General features: G+C 47.2%; 15 protein-coding genes. 10 read left to right on the plus strand and 5 right to left on the minus strand.

The window, feature by feature from the left end; all coding sequences use genetic code 11:
• The first annotated feature begins 38 nt into the window (after positions 1-38).
• The gene (locus AR543_RS05630) at positions 39-593 is read left to right on the plus strand and encodes a GNAT family N-acetyltransferase (RefSeq protein WP_060532545.1); all 555 of its coding nucleotides are present in this window, start codon (positions 39-41) and stop codon (positions 591-593) included.
• Between the two features lie 261 nt (positions 594-854).
• On the opposite strand, the gene AR543_RS05635 is transcribed toward AR543_RS05630, so the two are convergent.
• The 3 genes from AR543_RS05635 to AR543_RS05640 all read right to left on the minus strand — a co-directional run bounded on the left by AR543_RS05635 (position 855) and on the right by AR543_RS05640 (position 3,569).
• Positions 855-2,171, minus strand: coding sequence for a glutamate-1-semialdehyde 2,1-aminomutase (locus AR543_RS05635; RefSeq protein WP_087071249.1), 1,317 nt, complete (start codon positions 2,169-2,171; stop codon positions 855-857).
• A 57-nt stretch (positions 2,172-2,228) separates the two neighbouring features.
• Positions 2,229-2,399, minus strand: a complete 171-nt coding sequence (locus AR543_RS24205) for a hypothetical protein (RefSeq protein WP_158523934.1) — start codon at positions 2,397-2,399, stop codon at positions 2,229-2,231.
• A 63-nt stretch (positions 2,400-2,462) separates the two neighbouring features.
• A complete protein-coding gene (locus AR543_RS05640) occupies positions 2,463-3,569 on the minus strand; it encodes an LCP family protein (RefSeq protein ID WP_060532549.1) in 1,107 nt (368 codons plus the stop codon).
• Positions 3,570-3,889: 320 nt separating this feature from the next.
• Here AR543_RS05640 and AR543_RS05645 point away from each other — a divergent pair, with 320 nt between their 5' ends.
• From AR543_RS05645 to AR543_RS05670, 6 genes are all read left to right on the plus strand, one after another.
• Positions 3,890-4,915 carry an ABC transporter ATP-binding protein gene (locus AR543_RS05645; protein ID WP_060532551.1) on the plus strand — a complete coding sequence of 342 codons (1,026 nt, stop codon included), beginning with the start codon at positions 3,890-3,892 and terminating at the stop codon, positions 4,913-4,915.
• Positions 4,908-5,702, plus strand: coding sequence for an ABC transporter permease (locus AR543_RS05650; protein WP_060532553.1), 795 nt, complete (start codon positions 4,908-4,910; stop codon positions 5,700-5,702). Before AR543_RS05645 ends, AR543_RS05650 begins: the two co-directional genes overlap by 8 nt.
• Positions 5,703-5,706: 4 nt before the next feature.
• Complete coding sequence (locus AR543_RS05655) at positions 5,707-6,492, plus strand: ABC transporter permease (protein WP_060532555.1); 786 nt, start codon at positions 5,707-5,709, stop codon at positions 6,490-6,492.
• 984 nt (positions 6,493-7,476) lie between these two features.
• Positions 7,477-8,247, plus strand: coding sequence for a hypothetical protein (locus AR543_RS05660; protein ID WP_060532557.1), 771 nt, complete (start codon positions 7,477-7,479; stop codon positions 8,245-8,247).
• Positions 8,248-8,315: 68 nt separating this feature from the next.
• Positions 8,316-9,788 carry a zinc-ribbon domain-containing protein gene (locus AR543_RS05665; protein WP_060532559.1) on the plus strand — a complete coding sequence of 491 codons (1,473 nt, stop codon included), beginning with the start codon at positions 8,316-8,318 and terminating at the stop codon, positions 9,786-9,788.
• Positions 9,789-9,889: 101 nt separating this feature from the next.
• Positions 9,890-10,273: a nuclear transport factor 2 family protein gene (locus AR543_RS05670; protein WP_060532561.1), complete on the plus strand. Its 384-nt coding sequence runs from the start codon at positions 9,890-9,892 to the stop codon at positions 10,271-10,273.
• A gap of 161 nt (positions 10,274-10,434) precedes the next feature.
• On the opposite strand, the gene AR543_RS05675 is transcribed toward AR543_RS05670, so the two are convergent.
• Positions 10,435-13,650: an S-layer homology domain-containing protein gene (locus AR543_RS05675; RefSeq protein ID WP_060532563.1), complete on the minus strand. Its 3,216-nt coding sequence runs from the start codon at positions 13,648-13,650 to the stop codon at positions 10,435-10,437.
• 518 nt (positions 13,651-14,168) lie between these two features.
• Here AR543_RS05675 and AR543_RS05680 point away from each other — a divergent pair.
• On the plus strand, positions 14,169-14,588 hold the full coding sequence (locus AR543_RS05680; RefSeq protein ID WP_060532565.1) for a universal stress protein: 420 nt from the start codon (positions 14,169-14,171) through the stop codon (positions 14,586-14,588).
• Between the two features lie 62 nt (positions 14,589-14,650).
• Positions 14,651-15,121 (plus strand): thioredoxin-dependent thiol peroxidase, encoded by a 471-nt coding sequence (gene bcp, locus AR543_RS05685; protein ID WP_060532567.1) that lies wholly within the window; start codon positions 14,651-14,653, stop codon positions 15,119-15,121.
• Positions 15,122-15,320: 199 nt separating this feature from the next.
• Here bcp and AR543_RS05690 read toward each other — a convergent pair whose 3' ends face one another.
• On the minus strand, positions 15,321-15,974 hold the full coding sequence (locus tag AR543_RS05690) for a DedA family protein (protein ID WP_060532569.1): 654 nt from the start codon (positions 15,972-15,974) through the stop codon (positions 15,321-15,323).
• Positions 15,975-16,348: 374 nt separating this feature from the next.
• Here AR543_RS05690 and guaA point away from each other — a divergent pair, with 374 nt between their 5' ends.
• Entirely contained in the window at positions 16,349-17,887 is a 1,539-nt protein-coding gene (gene guaA / locus AR543_RS05695; protein ID WP_060532571.1) for a glutamine-hydrolyzing GMP synthase, read from the plus strand.

Here is a 17,887-nt window from a genome sequence, read left to right on the forward strand (position 1 = left end):
GTTTGATGCGGAATCTACTATAAGCAGGAGGCTATACCATGCGTTTAACAATGAAGTCATTGACCGGTAACTCGCCCGATCTTCAACAGGTCAGTAATTTATTGTACGAGACATTTCCTAAAATAGAACGGTTACCACTGGATTTGTTATTGTATCGATCCAATTTCGAAGGTATAGATTTGTTGGCCATTTATGATGAAGGTATTTTTATAGGTTTTACTTATGTAGTCACGTATAAAAAGCTGATGTATGTCCAGTACTTGGCGGTAGACAGTCGTTTTCGATCAAAAGGCTACGGAGGCGCCATTCTTTCCCGAATCAAAGAAGAATATGGCGATTATCAAATCGTACTCAATATCGAAGTGGTTGATGCAAATACCGGTAATTATGGACAAAGGGTAACCCGTAAAAAGTTTTATGTACGAAATGGCTATGCGAGCTCGGGACTCTTTTTTAGGGATCGGTTTGATGTGTATGAAGTTATGGTCCATGGAGACAAAGAGGTTGACCCGGCAGAACTTACAGATTTAATGCGAACTTTTTATGGTACTTCCTTATTTATGTATTTGGAAATACAGATCAGCCGCTCTTAAAAGTGCTAAAAAGGTTATTCAACTAAATTTGATGATGCGTCCAGATGCCTTGCTTTGGCAGGACCTCTTATTTTGTCCCAAACCAAAATCCCCTTTTGCTATCTGTCTCTGAACATCGAGACCGGATGCAAAAGGGGATTTTGACCATTCAAGACACACTTGCTATCTGGCAAACTGGCTAGATAGCTGATAACGAACGATCTTTTTTAGGTAAAGACAGAATTATGCTGATTCATACACTGGCCGGTGAATAGGCTGATTTTACTTGCCTTCTGCTACCAGCTTGAGGGACTCGTCCGCCGCCTGCAGCGTTAGATCAATATCCATATCCGTATGGGCGGTTGTCAGGAACCACGCTTCGTACTTGGAAGCGGCGAGACAGATACCGCGATCCAGCATATGGCGGAAGAAGGAAGCGAACTGCTCGCCATCGGTATCCTGGGCCTGATCATAATCCGTTACCGGATGATCGCAGAAATGCGTCGAGAACGCGCCACGAATCCGGTTGATCGTCAGTGGTACCCCGTAACGCTCTGCAGAAGCCTGGATACCATCGGTCAGGCGAATCGCCAGACGTTCCATTTCTTCGTAGACACCTTCACCCTGCAGTACTTCCAGACAAGCGATACCAGAGGCGATAGATGCCGGGTTGCCTGCCATCGTACCTGCCTGATACGCAGGACCTAGCGGAGCGACCTGATCCATAATATGCTTGCGACCACCATATGCACCAATCGGCAGACCGCCGCCGATAATTTTGCCCAGTGCAGTCAGATCCGGCATGATCTGCTCGTGATTATCGAGACCGCTATACGTCTGTGCCGAACCGTAATGGAAGCGGAAAGCCGTAATCACTTCGTCGTAGATGACGAGTGCGCCGTGATCGTGAGCGAGCTTGCACAGTCCTTCGAGGAACCCTTTCTCCGGCATAACCATACCGAAGTTGCCGACGATAGGTTCGACCATTACCGCTGCCACTTCGTCGCCCCAACGTTCCAGAGCAGCCTGCAGACCTTCCAGATTGTTGAAAGGAACCGTAATCACTTCATTCGCGATACTGGCCGGTACACCTGCGCTATCCGGCGTACCGAGTGTGGACGGGCCGGAACCGGCAGCGACGAGTACCAGATCGGAGTGACCGTGGTAGCAGCCGGCGAATTTGATAATTTTGGTGCGGTTGGTATACGCACGTGCGACACGGATGGTAGACATCACCGCTTCGGTACCGGAATTGACGAACCGTACCTTGTCCATTGAAGGAATACTTTCCTTGAGCATCATCGCCATCTGGATTTCCAGCTCGGTCGGCGTACCGTACAGCACACCATTTTCAGCCGCGCGGGTAATGGCCGCTGTAATATGCGGATGGGCATGACCGGTAATAATCGGGCCGAACGCCGCCAGATAATCGATATATTTATTGCCGTCCACATCAAAGAAGTGCGCGCCTTTGGCCGAAGCCATAAATACCGGTGCACCGCCGCCCACCGCCTTGAACGAACGGGAAGGGCTGTTCACTCCGCCTACAATATGTTTCAGTGCCTGTTCATACAGCTGTTCAGACTTCTTGCGATTCATATCCATCTCTCCTTGGGGCGCTTATCCATTTCCAAGCGCCAGTATAATAAATCAAGTTCATGCCACCTCTGCAAAGATCGCCAACTGGTCAGCATGATACTGCTTTTTGTCTTTACCATGGCTGAAGCTGGCGCCGTCAGAGCGCAGGATAGACATAATAAAAAGCGCCCATGATCTGGGCGCTTTGTTCATCTCATGTAATTCGTACCCATGCCAGACTGTAACCATTTTAACACGATTACCGGTCCAGCATGAAATGAATAATGTTACTGCATATTGTAATAGAAGCAGTTAGTGGCTGGAGCTGCCAGACAGACTGGTCGCTCCCGAAATGGATGCCGGTGAAGTAGACGAGCCGGAAGTAGAGCTTCCTGCACTGTTCGTACTGCCGGTTCCGCTGCTGCTGTTCTTGCCATCAGCAGAGACCGGGATCGGATCAGTGTTGTTTTTGTTCAGGGTGTCCTGAATGAACTGCTTGAGCTTTTCTTCGCTTTTCACCCCGATAACAGCTGCTCCGCCCACATGCTTCTCGGCCAGCAAATCGTTTGGAGGCAGCTGTTCACTGCCGCTCATGTTGCTGTCATAGGCGACGCTGGCGAGCTTCCACAGGTCATCCGTACTCAGATTGGTATCAATATACGGATTGATCTGCTCCAGAATATCCGGCAGCTTCATGATCGACGTGGTAGACTTGAGCTTGTCACCGACAGCAGTCAGGAAGGCGCGCTGCCGCTCGGTACGGGTAAAGTCGGATGTAGCATCATGACGGAAACGTACATACTGGAGTGCTGTTTTACCATCCAGATGCTGCATACCCGCTTTGAGATTAATATCGTATACATGTTTATCGGCTGCACTGGTGTAATGCATATCTTTTTCTACTTTAAAATCAATACCGCCTACCGCATCCACCAGCTTGATAAAGCCCTGGAAGTCGGTATATACGTAATACTGCACCGGAATACCGAGCAGGTCGCTCACCGTCTTCATAGCGGTGTTTGGACCATGGGTAATCGCGCTATTGATGCGGTTCTCGCCATAACCCGGAATATCTACGTACGTATCGCGCAGGATAGAGAACAGATGGATCGTTTTTTTGACCGGATCGAGCGAAGCGACCAGCATCGTATCCGAACGAGGGATCTCGCCATCGTCGGAATTTCTGGAATCGACGCCCATGAGCAGGATGTTGACAGGTTCGGTTCCTGTCCAGACCGGTGGTGCTGCTGCAGCCACGGTATTGGTAGGTACATTTTTGAATGGAGAGGCATCCCCGGTTTTCTGGAGGGCACCAATCTGGTTATATACAGCTGTGAAATAGTAAATCGCATAGCCTATGATCGCGACGGCGATAATGCCGAGGCTCCAAAGCAACGTTCGCTTTGTTTTTACATTCATGCACGTTCTTCCTTTCAACAATAAGGTTAGCCATGTATCGGATGTGCTTCATATGCGGCGTCATCTGTACATCTGCGCAGGGCAGGCAGTTGACAGGGTATCTGCGAAATACCCGGTGGATAAAAGTTAGTTACTTTGCATTGTCTTAACAACACCCGTACATTATAATTTCTTTTCAGGCAACAATCAATTATCACACAACCATGGAACAAGTAAGTTAGCTACCGTCAACCCCCATTGGCTCTGTGTGTGATTATACTGTTCCCCCGTCATACAAAAAAGACCCCAAAAGTTACAAATGGGTCACAAAGGAGACATTCATGCAGGCAATAGAAGTACAGGATCTACGCAAGAACTTCCGGATTCAGCAGAGCCGGGGCGGACTTAAGGGTGCGCTGCAGGATCTGTTTGCCCGCGAATACCGGGAAGTGGCAGCGGTTAACGATATCAGTTTTACGATTCCGCAGGGCGAGATTTGCGGATATATCGGGGAGAATGGAGCCGGCAAATCAACCACAATCAAGATGCTGACAGGCATCCTCGTGCCGACTTCCGGCCATATCAAGGTCAACGGCTATGTGCCGTATCAGGAGCGCGAAAAGTTTGTACAGGGAATCGGCGTCGTATTCGGACAGCGCAGTCAGCTGTGGTGGGATATCGGTGTTATTGAGTCATTCCAGCTGCTGCGCAAGGTATATCAGGTATCCGAAGCCGATTTCAAAAAAAGACTGGATGAGCTGGTAGAGCGTCTGCAACTGCAGGAACTGCTCAGTCGCCCGGTGCGCAAGCTCAGTCTGGGTCAGCGAATGCGCTGCGAATTGGTAGCGGCGCTGCTGCATAATCCATCGATTGTTTTTCTGGATGAGCCGACGATTGGACTGGATATCGTCGTCAAATCGGAGATCCGCGAATTCCTTAAGGATCTGAATCGGACGCAGGGTACGACCATTCTGCTGACGACCCATGATCTGCAGGATATCGAAGCGCTCTGTTCACGTGTCATTATGCTGGATGCAGGCAGTATCATCTACGATGGCGGTCTGGATGAACTCAAAACCCGCTGGGGTCGCGGAAGGGAAGTTCGGTTCCAGTTTGGCGCAGCTGTGCAGGCAGCCCAGCTGAATGCATGGACGATGGGGCTGCCGGTCACCTGGACGCAGGAGAGCGATCTGGTTGCTACAGCGCTCGTACCCGCAGATATGGCGGTATCGGATGTATTTTCGCGTATTCTGAGCCAGGCGGAAGTGACGGATGTGCAGATTTCGGAGACGAGCACGGATGAGATTGTACGCCAGATCTACAGTTCCGGTTCGGCAGAGAAGCCGGAGGTCAAGCTGCATGTCTAGTCTGTATCTGGATTTTATCCGTATCCGGTTTCTTACCATGCTGGCATACCGGGTCAATTATTATTCCGGTATTCTGGTCTATACGCTCAATATCGGAGTATACTATTTCACCTGGCAGGCGATCTACGGCGGCAAGGAACAACTCGCCGGATTTACGGCTGCGCAGATGACGACGTATGTGGCAGTATCGTGGATGGCAAGGGCCTTTTACTTTAATAATCTGGACCGGGAGATCGCGACCGAGATTCGTGACGGTACGATCGCGATCCAGTTTATCCGGCCGTATAACTACCTGCTGGTGAAGATGATGCAGGGATTCGGCGAAGGAATCTTCCGGTTCACGATGTTTATGATTCCGGGCATGATTATTGCGGTACTGCTGTTCCCGGTGCAGCTGCCGACCAGTCCGGTATCGTGGATAGGCTTTCTGGTGATGCTGTTTTTCAGCTTTTTGATTAATTCGCAGATCAATATCCTGATTGGCCTGATGGCCTTTTTTATTGAAAATAATGATGGACTGATGCGCATGAAGCGGGTAGTGGTCGATCTGTTCTCCGGTCTGCTGATTCCGATCAGCTTTTTCCCGGGCTGGCTGACTGGTATTATGAACTTCCTGCCTTTTCAGGCGATTACGTATTTGCCGGGTTCGGTATTTACCGGACGTGTGCAAGGTACAGGGATTCTCGAAGTACTCGGCATTCAGGTGATCTGGTTCCTGATTCTGCTGATACCGATTTATTTCACATGGCGCGCTGCCCGGGTGCGGCTGTTCGTACAGGGGGGCTGAGTCGATGTTTTATTTGGGATTGATCTGGGAATACTTTACCAATTATGTAAAAACAAGATTGACCTACCGCGCAGATTTCTGGGTAGAAGTAATATCGGATCTGCTGTTCCAGGCCACTAATCTGATCTTTATCTTCGTTGTATTCGCTCATACGAAGACACTGGGCGGATTTACCGAAGCAGAGGTAGTCTTTGTGTATGGATACTTTATGGTGCCATATGGACTGTACAGCTGCTTTATTAATCTATGGAACTTTGGTGACCGCTATATTGTCAAAGGCGAGATGGACCGCATCCTGACCCGTCCGGCGCACAGCCTGTTCCAAATTTTCCTGGAAAATCTGGACCCACCGTCCCTGATCGGTTCGGTGATTGGTATCATTATCATGATCTGGAGCGGCGGCCAGCTGGGTTTGGAGCTGGAGTGGTGGTATATTCCTGTGCTGATCATTATGACGATCGGTTCGACCCTGATCTACGCGGGAATCTACATTATACTAACATCAGTCTCGTTCTACTCGGATTCACCGACCGGAATCATTCCGCTGATGGTGAATATCCAGACATACGGCCGTTACCCGATTACCATCTACAACCGTGCTATTCAGATTATTCTCACATGGGTTCTGCCTTTTGCCTTTGTCGGGATCTATCCGGCAGCCCTGTTCTTGCAGCGGCAGGAGATGATGGCGATGGCCTGGCTGACACCGGTTATGGGCATTGTATTCTTCACAGCGAGTCTGCTGCTGTGGAACAGTGGGGTAAAAAGATACCGCGGAGCGGGGTCTTGACCACCCTACGTACGTTGCTATATCTGCATCATGCATGCCGGTGCTCGTTGGTGTCGTGATTGACTATGCTTACGGATGAGCAGGTGATGTGATTTTTCCGTGCAAGTAGTTTGAAAGATGACTGGAGAATGGAGTGCAGCTACCGCTTCGGAAAGGGATGATCCTGCTTGCCTTCGGTTAAGATTGGATATTTTGAAATCCCGCTGATCTCGGTAAATATCCAATCTTAAAGGTCGGCCTGCCGGATCATTCCCTTTCCTCCGCTCCGAGTAGTTGTTTTCATTTGCTGCTGATTTCGTAGTTGAATTTCAGACCCTGATATTTATCAAAGTTATAATTGTAATTCGAATTTTAGTTCAAATGCCAGCAAGGCGTGTTCATCGTCTTTGCTGGCATTTTATATTTCAGACCATTTAGCAGTACACATTAATCACAAACCTCGAATACATTATCTTGTACAGTGTCTTGCTATACCGCTATGTATATGCCCCCCATACCAGCCAACTCTTTTTACTGCATCCCATTTACACCACCTAAACTTACAACTCCAATTATCCCATCCATACCATCCAATCGAACCTATCCAATCCAATCAAACTGACCCTACTTACATCTGTATTTCAACATCACAGCAGCACATCACCGCCAATTTACCTTTTCACACCCCAGTAGATAACGCATGACCTCCCTATATACAGAGCGAAAGGAAGGGAATTCTGCCAGAGACCGACATTTAAGCCTGGATATTTACCGCTGCAAGCGGTTGTTCAAAATATCCAGGCTTAACCGGAGGTCGCCGGCAGAATCCCTTCCTGTAGCGGTGTTTATCCACCACCAATTGAGCGTTATCCAACCCGTCTCCCACTACATTTGCTAATTTTAAAAATGATTGGAAACTCTTCAAGTAACATGGTACTATATACAACGGGTCGAAAATAGATAATATGACCTAGTTCATTTTAACTACATATCGGAGGAATAGAAATGGCATATTGTACAAAATGCGGTACACAGCTTCATGAGAACGAAATACATACCTGTATGGCAGAACAATCAACAGCTGGAGCAGCGACAGCCTCAGCACCTATTATGACTACAGCAAAAGAACAATTGGCACGCGTAGATCGTCATAAAATTCTGAATCTGCTGAAAAATCCCATGTCTGCTTTGCATTTAAGAGGGGATAGCGATTTCTTATATGGAGTGCTTGGAATTATCGCTTCACTCGTCGGTTTTATACTGTGGTCATGGTCATTCAAGCATCAGCTAATCAAAGCGATGATTGCCCAGTTCGGCGGTCTGATGAGGGATGACAGTGAAGCATATAGTGATGCGAGCGAGTATTTGCCTATCGTCAATCATATGCTTGTTCTCGGCCTGGTATCTCTGATTGTCATGCTGGTAGCTGTTTTTCTATTAGGCAGCAAGCTGGGCACACAGCGTATTGGCTGGAAAGACAGTCTGGTTAAAATAGGTGGTCTGCAATGGATCGTTGGCGCAGCCCTGATCGTTGCGGCACTGGTAATGTTTGTATCGGTCAAAGCTTCTCTGGTCTTGCTGCTGACGACAGTTATCGCATCGCTGATGTTGACGCTGTATGCAGGTATAGAGATTTTCCGTATCCACCGTGAACGTGCTGTCTGGTTTATTGCAGCTGCTGTACTGATTCAGGTGGTTGCTGTATTGGTTGTATTTAATTCTTTTGGTACCGAGCTCATGGATGGACTCAAAGGATTGGGTGGAGGCCTTTTTTAACAGGAATTTAATCGAGTAACCATTACCATACATGGTTTAATATTTTCCATATAAGGAGATGACAATAGATGTACTGTGGACATTGCGGTACCCCTACACAGCCGGACTGGGTGTTTTGCAGAGAATGCGGTCAGCGCCTGGAGCCTGAATCGACTGCAGAAATGATGAATACAGCAGCTCATCCAGAGCCGCAGCCGGTCAGAGAGCCGATTCAGCTCTCGCCTCGTACTAAGCGCAGACTGATCATTGGCGGAGGTGCGCTTGCCCTGCTGCTTATCGCTTTCTTGATTCTGCGTGCCACCAATGGACCTTCTACACCGGAAGAGCTTGCAGATCAGCTGAATGCAGCTGTAAAAGCTGGAGATACGAATGAACTGGTCAAGCATCTGGATGATCCGGATTCTCCGCTACGAGAAGAGCAGAGACTGGCATTATTTACAGAAGCCCTGCAAAATGAAGACACCAAGTCAGCCTATGCAGAACAGATCGAGAATGCACTGGATAGCGCCGAAGCCAGCCAGGAAGCAGGCTCGGCCATGGTAGAGTCCCTGAGAAGTCAGGTCAGAGACCGCATCAATCAATCCTACTGGATGACTATTGTACCGGTGGATTCCTGGCGCGGTACACGCTGGGTGGTGCATGTAGAACCAGTAGATGTCAAAGCAGCCTTATCGTATATGAATGAGAATCTGACCACTTCCATGACGATCGGCAGCCTCAAGACAGACAAAGAGCAAGATACGATCAAGGATCTGTGGCCAGCCGTCTATACGTATAAAGGAACAATCAGCAGCGCATATGCAGATGTACCGATCACCGATAAGGTGGAAGCCTTTAGTATTAATCGTCCGGCAGAAGCGGCATTTGACTATACGCAGATGGCTTCGCTGGATCTGCGTCTTCCCGAGATGGACTCTACAGTAACACTGAATGATAAGCCGGTTACCGGCGATCCGAGCCAGTATATTCAGATCCAGCCGGCTCCGGAAAAGTCCGTGATTGCTGTACAAATCAAGGCGCAGGGCAAGGATATTACCGGAGAAGTAACCCTGAATCAGGAGGAAGGGAAAAACTACGACCTCAATACAGTCGTACAAAAGCCTATTGCCGACCTGGCGCTGGATAGCGTATATAACGCTTCGGTCAGTCTGGCCGAAGCAATGAATACAAGTAATGCCAAAGTACTCAAAAGTGTAAATCCCAATTCGGATTACTATAGTCGGGCAGAGTATGAAATGAAAGGCTTTTTCTCGACACCTCTAAAATACAAGCTGCAAAAAGTCGTGATTGATCTGGATTCTGTCGAAGTTCACAAAGACAGTATTCAGCTGGACGCTACACAGGTATACCAGACCACAGATCCGAACGGCAAGATCGGCAAGAAGAATCTGGACTGGACCTACCAGATCACCCAGCAGCCGCAAAAAGATACATGGTGGGTGGATTCCGCTTATCCGGATTGGACCAATGCGATTGGTTCCAAGCATACGATTGAGAAATCAGCATCTGCTATGGCTGCCAAGACAGCAGATACGAACTAAGTCCATCCTTTCTTTTTATTCCTTTGGACGGATGTAACTGCAGAAAAAACATGCTAGGATGATGTTGCTGTTTATTCGCCATGTGAGGGAGCGATAATGAGATGATGAGCAGAGAAATGAAGGATATGATTGATTCGTATGTACAAGCGTATAACACCTTTGATATTGAAGGCATGATGAGCTTCCTGCACGATGATATTACTTTCAGGAATATTGCTGGCGGAGAAATCACTACGCAGACCCAGGGGATACAGCAATTCAGAGAGCTGGCACAGCAGTCCGCAGCGATGTTTGCTGTCCGCTGTCAGACGATTACCGGCTATAACATGAGCGATAATTGTATTGAGGTAGGCATTACTTATACCGGTACATTTGCTGTCGATCTGCCGAATGGATACAAGAGTGGGGAACGTCTGGAGTTAACAGGAACCTCCAAATTCAAAATAGCAGACGACAAGATTATATTAATAGAAGATTATAGTTAGTGGATTTCCTGTAAATAAAGTAAAAAGAGCGACCGTGCTGTGGAGTATTCTCCTGCATGGTCGCTCTTTTTTCGTGAATTGGCCGGTCTTTGAATAGATCGTACCTAACCGGTTTTATTTCGTGTTTTCTTTTTAAGGAAAAGAAAACAGCGATAAACCGTTTACGGAGCTTCTGTAGTTTCCGGTTCTGCAGCTACGACTGGTGTCGGTGCTTCTGCTTGAGCTTCGTTGTTTTTCGGCGGTGCGGAATAATCGTAATGCTGATCAGCAGGTTCAAACGAAGTTGGCGGCTGGTTGTTATCTACAGGCTGCGAAGTCTGCCCACTGCCTGAATCCGGTGTTGTTTCTTTTGCAGGCTCCTGTGCAGCCGGAGTATCGGTAGCAGGTGCTGTTTCTGTTCCAGAAGCAGGCGTGGTTTCTTCTGTGCCGGAAGCTGGAGCAGATGGATTCGGATCAGTAGCTGGTGTTTCGGAAGAATCGCCCGGGATAGAAGATACCGGCTCATCACTAACTTCAGTCGGACGTTGTTCATATGCACGGTTGGTCTCTACCAGGTTGATATACAGATCCCGTAGTTCCAGGAAAGAAATATCGGAGCTTCTCGATTGCATCTTCTCGCTAGCATTCTTAAGATTCAGATAGTATTGATCGGAGGTATTAGCAGCACGATCCAGATTATAATGAGCATTATTTACCGCATTAGTGATCATATTTGGAAGAATCCAATCGGTACTATAGTCTGCCAGTGCTTCTTTTAATCTGATTTCATACTCATCCAGATTGCTCTGGCGCGCATTTTCACTTGTTATTAATGCTTCTGCATAACCGAGAACACCATAGAAGTTCATATTATCCTTGTAGCTACCATTGCCATAGTATTCATCATGATACATGGCATATTTGGTATATTCCATTTTGGCTTGATCGACCACAGCCTGAAGGCGAGTCGGGTTTTTAAGATTTACATTTTTCAATATATCGTTGGTAAGTGACAGTGTATATCCCAACGTACTTACACTGGCATTATTCGAATCCAGCAATTCTACTGCAGCTGCCCGCCGCGACTTAAGCTGATGAGCATCATATTCAGACATATATTGACCATACTCTTCCATAACATTATCGATATGGTTCACCTGTTTGGAGAGGTTGTTGTATAGATCTATAACTTTTTGATCATAGGCAGGCTTGAAAGTAGCCCAGGCTGCACTCAAATTGTTATAAGCTTCTTCTTCGGTCCACAGAGCATCAGGATCCATTAATGACATGCTGGCCTTGTTCAATACCTCACTAATTGTCAAAAATTCGGGTCTCATATAACGATCCAGTTGATCATTTTGGCTATAGAGCAATTGATGAACTTCCATTGTCAGCGACTGCAGTTTGACATGATAGTCTCCACCCGAATGGATCGGTTGATCCAGACCACTTGCGTGGAACTCCTCAGTCAGTTGTTGCAGCAGACCGTTCACTTCATCTTGGGTCATCAGCTTATGCATTTCATTGGTATAACGATTATACATATCCGTCAACTTCGCGGCATCTTCAGTGTTAGCCAGATTATTGGACAGATTATCTATATTTCTCAACATTAGATTCAGTTCAGTGAAATCAACATCTTTGATCTGCTCGAACTGCATTTTCATCTGGGCAATAGCTGCAGAGTAATCGTCAAACTGCGCTTTGCTTGTCAAAGGATTGTAATAATCCATCGCGAAATTCATCATACGTTCTTTGAATGGGAAACGACCTGCATCCGTATAGTCGCCTGGTACTTGTCTCACCGTCATAAGAAGATCGTAATAACTATACAGTGCATTTTGGGAAGAAGTGTACAGTTCAGTAGCTGTATTCAAAGCTTCGACAGCAGAATCAATATCTTTCTGGGTATTATCCGTTTTATTCAATACCTGTGTAGCTGTATCGACTGCTTGCACTAACATATCCTGCCAGAGGGTAGGCACTTCGCCCAGTTCTGGCATGTCTTTGGTATGAAGCAGCTCATTCGCTTTGTTCACGCCAGACAGTAGGTGGGAGACATCCAGACCGATGATTTCCTGGTCTTTTTCTTTATCCTTGTCCTTTTTCTTAGCGCCGCTAGTCGTATTGGCAGCAGGAGCAGGATTCTCGGTGTTTTTGGTACCATTGATCATGGATACCGCTGATTTTTGGGCACCGTAGTTAAGAATAACGTCGTTGGCCGATTTATCTTTGGACAGGGTAATGTTACCTACTACAGCAGCTGGCTGCAGCGTAACAAGAGGGCTGCCGTTATACAGGGAAGCATCCAATACATCGACTGTACCATTCAGGGTGAGCTTTTTCAGATCCGGTTGGATGGTGAGCTGCTGGATCGACGCGGTATCTTCTGTCTGTACAGTAGCTGTATTGCTCAGCGTCAGTTTTCCGACTTTGGAGCTGCCGGATGCTTGTAGGATCGAATCCATCGAGGAGATCATTACATTGCCCCAGCTGCTGTTATCCAGCTTTGCTGTCAGCTTGGTACCCTGGTCTCCATTGATTTGCAGATTGCCTGTAGACTGGATATTTTTGAGAGTCACCGAGCCATTAACGATCAGGTTCCCGCTAAAGGAAATGCCTTTACCGTCAAAAACGCCGCCGTTGCTATTCAATTCAATCGTGTTGATATTTGTTACGGTCCGTTGGCTGCGATCAATGTTTAATTTGGCTCCTTTTAGAACGCTGCCGTTCTCGATGCCAAACAGACCTTGCAGATCGCCATCTACTTTGTAAGGAATATTGCCGACACGCACTGTACTGCCCTGTGCATCGACCTGACCTACCGGATGATCCAGCAGCTGGATAAAAAGATCTGCACTGGTTTGGCGGCTCAGCGGTGCATTGGCATCCGTAGTGCTATCTGCGATAGCCAATCCATACGAACGTGCAATATCCATCGCGCTTGGAGAGGAGTTGTCTGCCATCTCACTATGCAGATCCATTGCTTTCACCAGGGAAGTGATCAGTTCCTGACGGGTTACCGCCTGATTCGGGTAAAACAGTTCGCCACTGCCCTGCATATAACCGGCAGCCTGAACAGCTTCTATATAAGGTGCACTCCAGTTGGCTGAGGATACATCCAGGTAGGAGGTTTTGGACTCTTTATTCACGTTTAATTCAAATATATTGCACAGAATTTTGGCCATTTCAGCACGTGTAAGTACTTTATCAGGCATAAAGTCGCCTTTGGCTCCACCTGTCATCAATCCAAGCGTACGTACTTCGGTCATCGAAGCCGTATCCGCTTGAGCAGCAAAAGCTGTAGATGTAGACCATGGAGAAGATGTAAAAGGAGTTGCAGTAATACCCAGGATGATAGCTGTAGCGATTAATTTCTGACGATTAACTAATTTCAAAATAAGTGCTCCTCGTTGTATATGATGTTTGGATGGTGTGTAAGAAGAACAGATGTTGTTCTCCGCTTTTATATGTCGGACGATTAAAGCAATAATTTAGTATTTTTTATAAAAAAATATAATATTGAAATAAATTTAAAAGTTTGGAAGTGGAATGACGTTGTTAATTGAAGGTAAGTAAGCAATTTAATTTTTCTTGATCAATCCTTTTGAGGAAGGAAATTAGAGAGGAATACATATTGTTTGCAATACAGTTGGTTACTCTCTTTTGGAGAAGTCAGGCAGATTTTGGTCCTGTTTTATTGAAGAATCAATATGCAGTGATATTGTGTGGGTAGTATGTGGATAGAGTCTGTATAGCCATCTAGAAATATTCTGCGGTAGGCCGGAAACGAATAATGGGGAGCGGTATATAGTTGTCTGCGGAAAGTGTGAAGCATAAATGACTTACCGCAGCCTGACAAGTACAGTATGATTGTAGATAGAGCATCTAATTCACAGGAACAGAGGTGAGTATTATGTATCAACATATTATACTCGCAGCTGACGGATCGGATAACTCGATACGAGCTGCTGTGGAGACCGTCAAAATCGCTGCTATCGCGCCAGAGGCAGTCATTGAAATTGTGTTTGCTGCTGATCCATCAAGGGTAAAAGACGAAGTGCTGCATTCCCATACGCATGACGAAATCGAGTATAACCGTCAGCAAAAGCTACAGCCTGTCGCAAAAGTATTAACCGAAGCGAATCTGCATCCAAAGATCACCATTATTAATGGCGATCCGGGGCCATCGATTGTCCAATATGCGCAGAAGCAGCAAGCCGACCTGATCATCATCGGCACGCGCGGGCTGAATGCATTGCAGGAGTTTGTACTGGGTAGCGTCAGCCATAAGGTAGTCAAGCGTGCACACTGTCCGGTACTTATTGTAAAATGACTCTGTCTCTGTATAGAAGTAATGTACCTGTATACCTATATTAATTCAAAGGAGTCCTGAACATGAGCGAACTGCAACAGGGGCAACCGGTTCCCGATTTTACTCTAGAAGCGTCCGAAGGACGTGAAATCTCCCTTAGTGACTACCGTGGCAAGAAGGTAGTCCTATACTTTTATCCGAAAGACAATACAACTGGCTGCACCCAGCAGGCCTGCGATTTCCGCGATAGCACAGCCGGATACGAGCAGTACGGTGCTGTGGTGCTGGGCATCAGTCCGGATAGCGTAACCTCCCACGACAAATTTGCCGTCAAACATGAACTGCCATTTCCACTGCTTTCCGATCCCGACCATGCTGTTGCTGAAGCCTATGGCGTATGGCAGCTGAAAAAGATGTACGGCAAGGAGTACGAAGGCATTGTACGCTCCACTTTCCTGATTGACGAAGAGGGCAACCTCCAGCAGGAATGGCGCAACGTGAAAGTGAAAGGACATATCGAGAAGGTGCTTGAGGCTGTACGAGGCGAAGGATAATCGCAACCACCACACGGTATAATTGGCTGTACGCTAAGATAATTCACGAAAACAAACAGCAGATTATTATAAAAAGAGCCTGTCGATCGAAGCTACCGATCGACAGGCTCTTTTTTATGCCAGCTGAAATGAAAACAGGATGGATTGTGGCAGTTCCTCCCATGATCCATCCTGTTCTTTATATCGAAATAATCCTATTCTATTCTCTCGCCGAATCGTCCGGTTTTTTCTTCCCAAACCGGTTCACTAGCTGAATCCCTAGCCATCTGCGATATTTCACAATGAACACCGCCAGCACAAGACCGACCAGAGTCGCTATCGCTTCAAATGAATAATCGTGAATCCATTGGAAAATCATCGACCACTGCGGTCCAAAAATCTTCCCGAGTGCGATAAACAAGCCGACCCAGACCAGCGCACCGCTATAGGCATAGGCAGCGAACCGCCAAAATTTATAATTCATAATGCCGGAGAAATAACCTGTAAAATGCCGCACGCCCGGTATAAAATAACCTACAAACACGAGTGTATAGCCATACTTGTTGAACCATTTTTGCGCTTTGTCGAGCTTGTGTTCCGGGAGTAGCATCCATTTGCCGTATTTGCGCATAAATGGCAACCCCGCCTTTTTCCCGATAAAATACGTGATGGTCATCCCGATCGTGGTGCCTGCAAAAGCGCACAATAAGACCAGCGCGATATTAAGAGTGCCCATATAGGATAAATAACCCGCGTATGCCATCGTCGGCTCTCCGGGAAAAGGTAACGCGATAAATTCAAGCAGCAGTCCCAGAAATAGCACCAGGTAGCCATGCTCGGTAAGAAGTGATTGCAGATAGTCCATGAATCCCATAGATTGCCCCCATGCCAAGTTGTAATATCGTCTTATTTTGCCACATGTTCTCTATATCGGTTAAGACCGGCGGCAAAATAATGCGTTCAACCCATTATCTATTTTCTGTTATATTTTTACTATAACGGTATCTTTATATATTAATCGTTTTGATAGGGCAAAGTCCACCAGCCCAGCGTCCACTGGACGCGTACACGCAGCAGATTCTTCGAAAGGAAGCGGCCTGTTCTTCTTGCCGATTCCTCGATTTCTCCACAATATGAAAATTAGATTGCAAGTTTTCGAAAAATGCTGAAATCATAAGGCTTTAAGCCTTGACGGTCTCTTTTCCCCATAGGTATAATTAGACTCATTGAAAAGTGGGAGGCACATGAATGAACAGTCCAAATGAAATAATTGTTGTCCTTGATTTTGGTGGACAATACAATCAGTTAATTGCAAGACGTATCCGTGATCTTGGTGTATACAGTGAGTTACTGCCGTTCAACACCCCTGTCGAGAAAATCCGTGAACTGGCGCCAAAAGGGATTATCTTCTCCGGTGGCCCATCCAGTGTGTACGCGGAGGACGCGCCGCATGTCGATCCGGCGATCTATGATCTGAATGTGCCAATCTTCGGTATTTGTTATGGTATGCAGCTAATGGCTCAACAACTGTCCGGTAAAGTAGAACGTTCCGCTAAGCGCGAGTACGGCAAGTCCGATGTGGACTTCATGCCGCACTGTGCACTGAACAAAGGTATGGAATCCAGCCACACGGTATGGATGAGCCATGGTGACCATGTGGTTGGTCTGCCAGAAGGCTTTGTCGTGGATGCCAGCACCGAGTCTGCACCAATCGCAGCGATGAGCAATGCAGAGCGTCATCTGTATGCAGTGCAGTTCCATCCGGAAGTGCGTCACTCTGTATTCGGTAACGAAATGATCCGTAACTTCCTGTACGAAGTCTGTCAGTGCCACGGCGAGTGGAGCATGCAGACATTCATCGAGGATACCATCAAGGAAATCCGCGAGCAGGTAGGCAACAAAAACGTATTGTGCGCACTGAGCGGCGGTGTCGATTCTTCCGTGGTAGCGATTCTGCTGCACAAAGCGATCGGCGACCAGCTGACCTGTATGTTTATCGACCATGGTCTGCTGCGCAAAGGTGAAGCTGAGAGCGTAATGGAGACGTTTGTCGGCAAATTCGATATGAAAGTAGTCAAAATCGATGCACAGGAGCGCTTCCTGTCCAAACTGGCAGGCGTAGACGATCCAGAGCAAAAACGTAAAATCATCGGTAACGAGTTTATCTATGTATTTGACGAAGAATCCAAAAAGCTGGGCGACTTTGCGTATCTGGCACAGGGAACCCTGTATACGGATATCGTAGAGAGCGGAACCGCTACAGCACAGACGATCAAATCTCACCATAACGTCGGCGGTCTGCCAGAAGATATGGAATTTGAACTGATCGAGCCACTGAAAGCACTGTTCAAAGACGAAGTACGTAAAGTCGGCGAAGAATGCGGTCTGCCACGTGCGATCGTATGGCGTCAGCCGTTCCCAGGTCCGGGTCTGGCGATCCGTGTGCTGGGTGAAGTAACGGAAGACAAACTGCAAATCGTTCGTGATTCCGACTACATCCTGCGCGAAGAAATCGCCAAGGCCGGTCTGGAAAACGAAATCTGGCAGTATTTCACAGCGCTGCCGAACATGAAGAGCGTCGGCGTTATGGGTGATGCACGCACGTATTCCTACACGGTAGGTATCCGCGCTGTAACCTCCATCGACGGTATGACTGCAGACTGGGCACGTATTCCATGGGATGTACTGGAGAAAATCTCCGTACGTATCGTTAACGAAGTGGATAACGTCAACCGTATTGTGTATGATATTACTTCGAAACCACCAGCAACGATTGAGTGGGAATAG

The sequence above is a fragment of the Paenibacillus bovis genome, assembly GCF_001421015.2.
GTDB lineage: Bacteria > Bacillota > Bacilli > Paenibacillales > Paenibacillaceae > Saccharibacillus > Saccharibacillus bovis.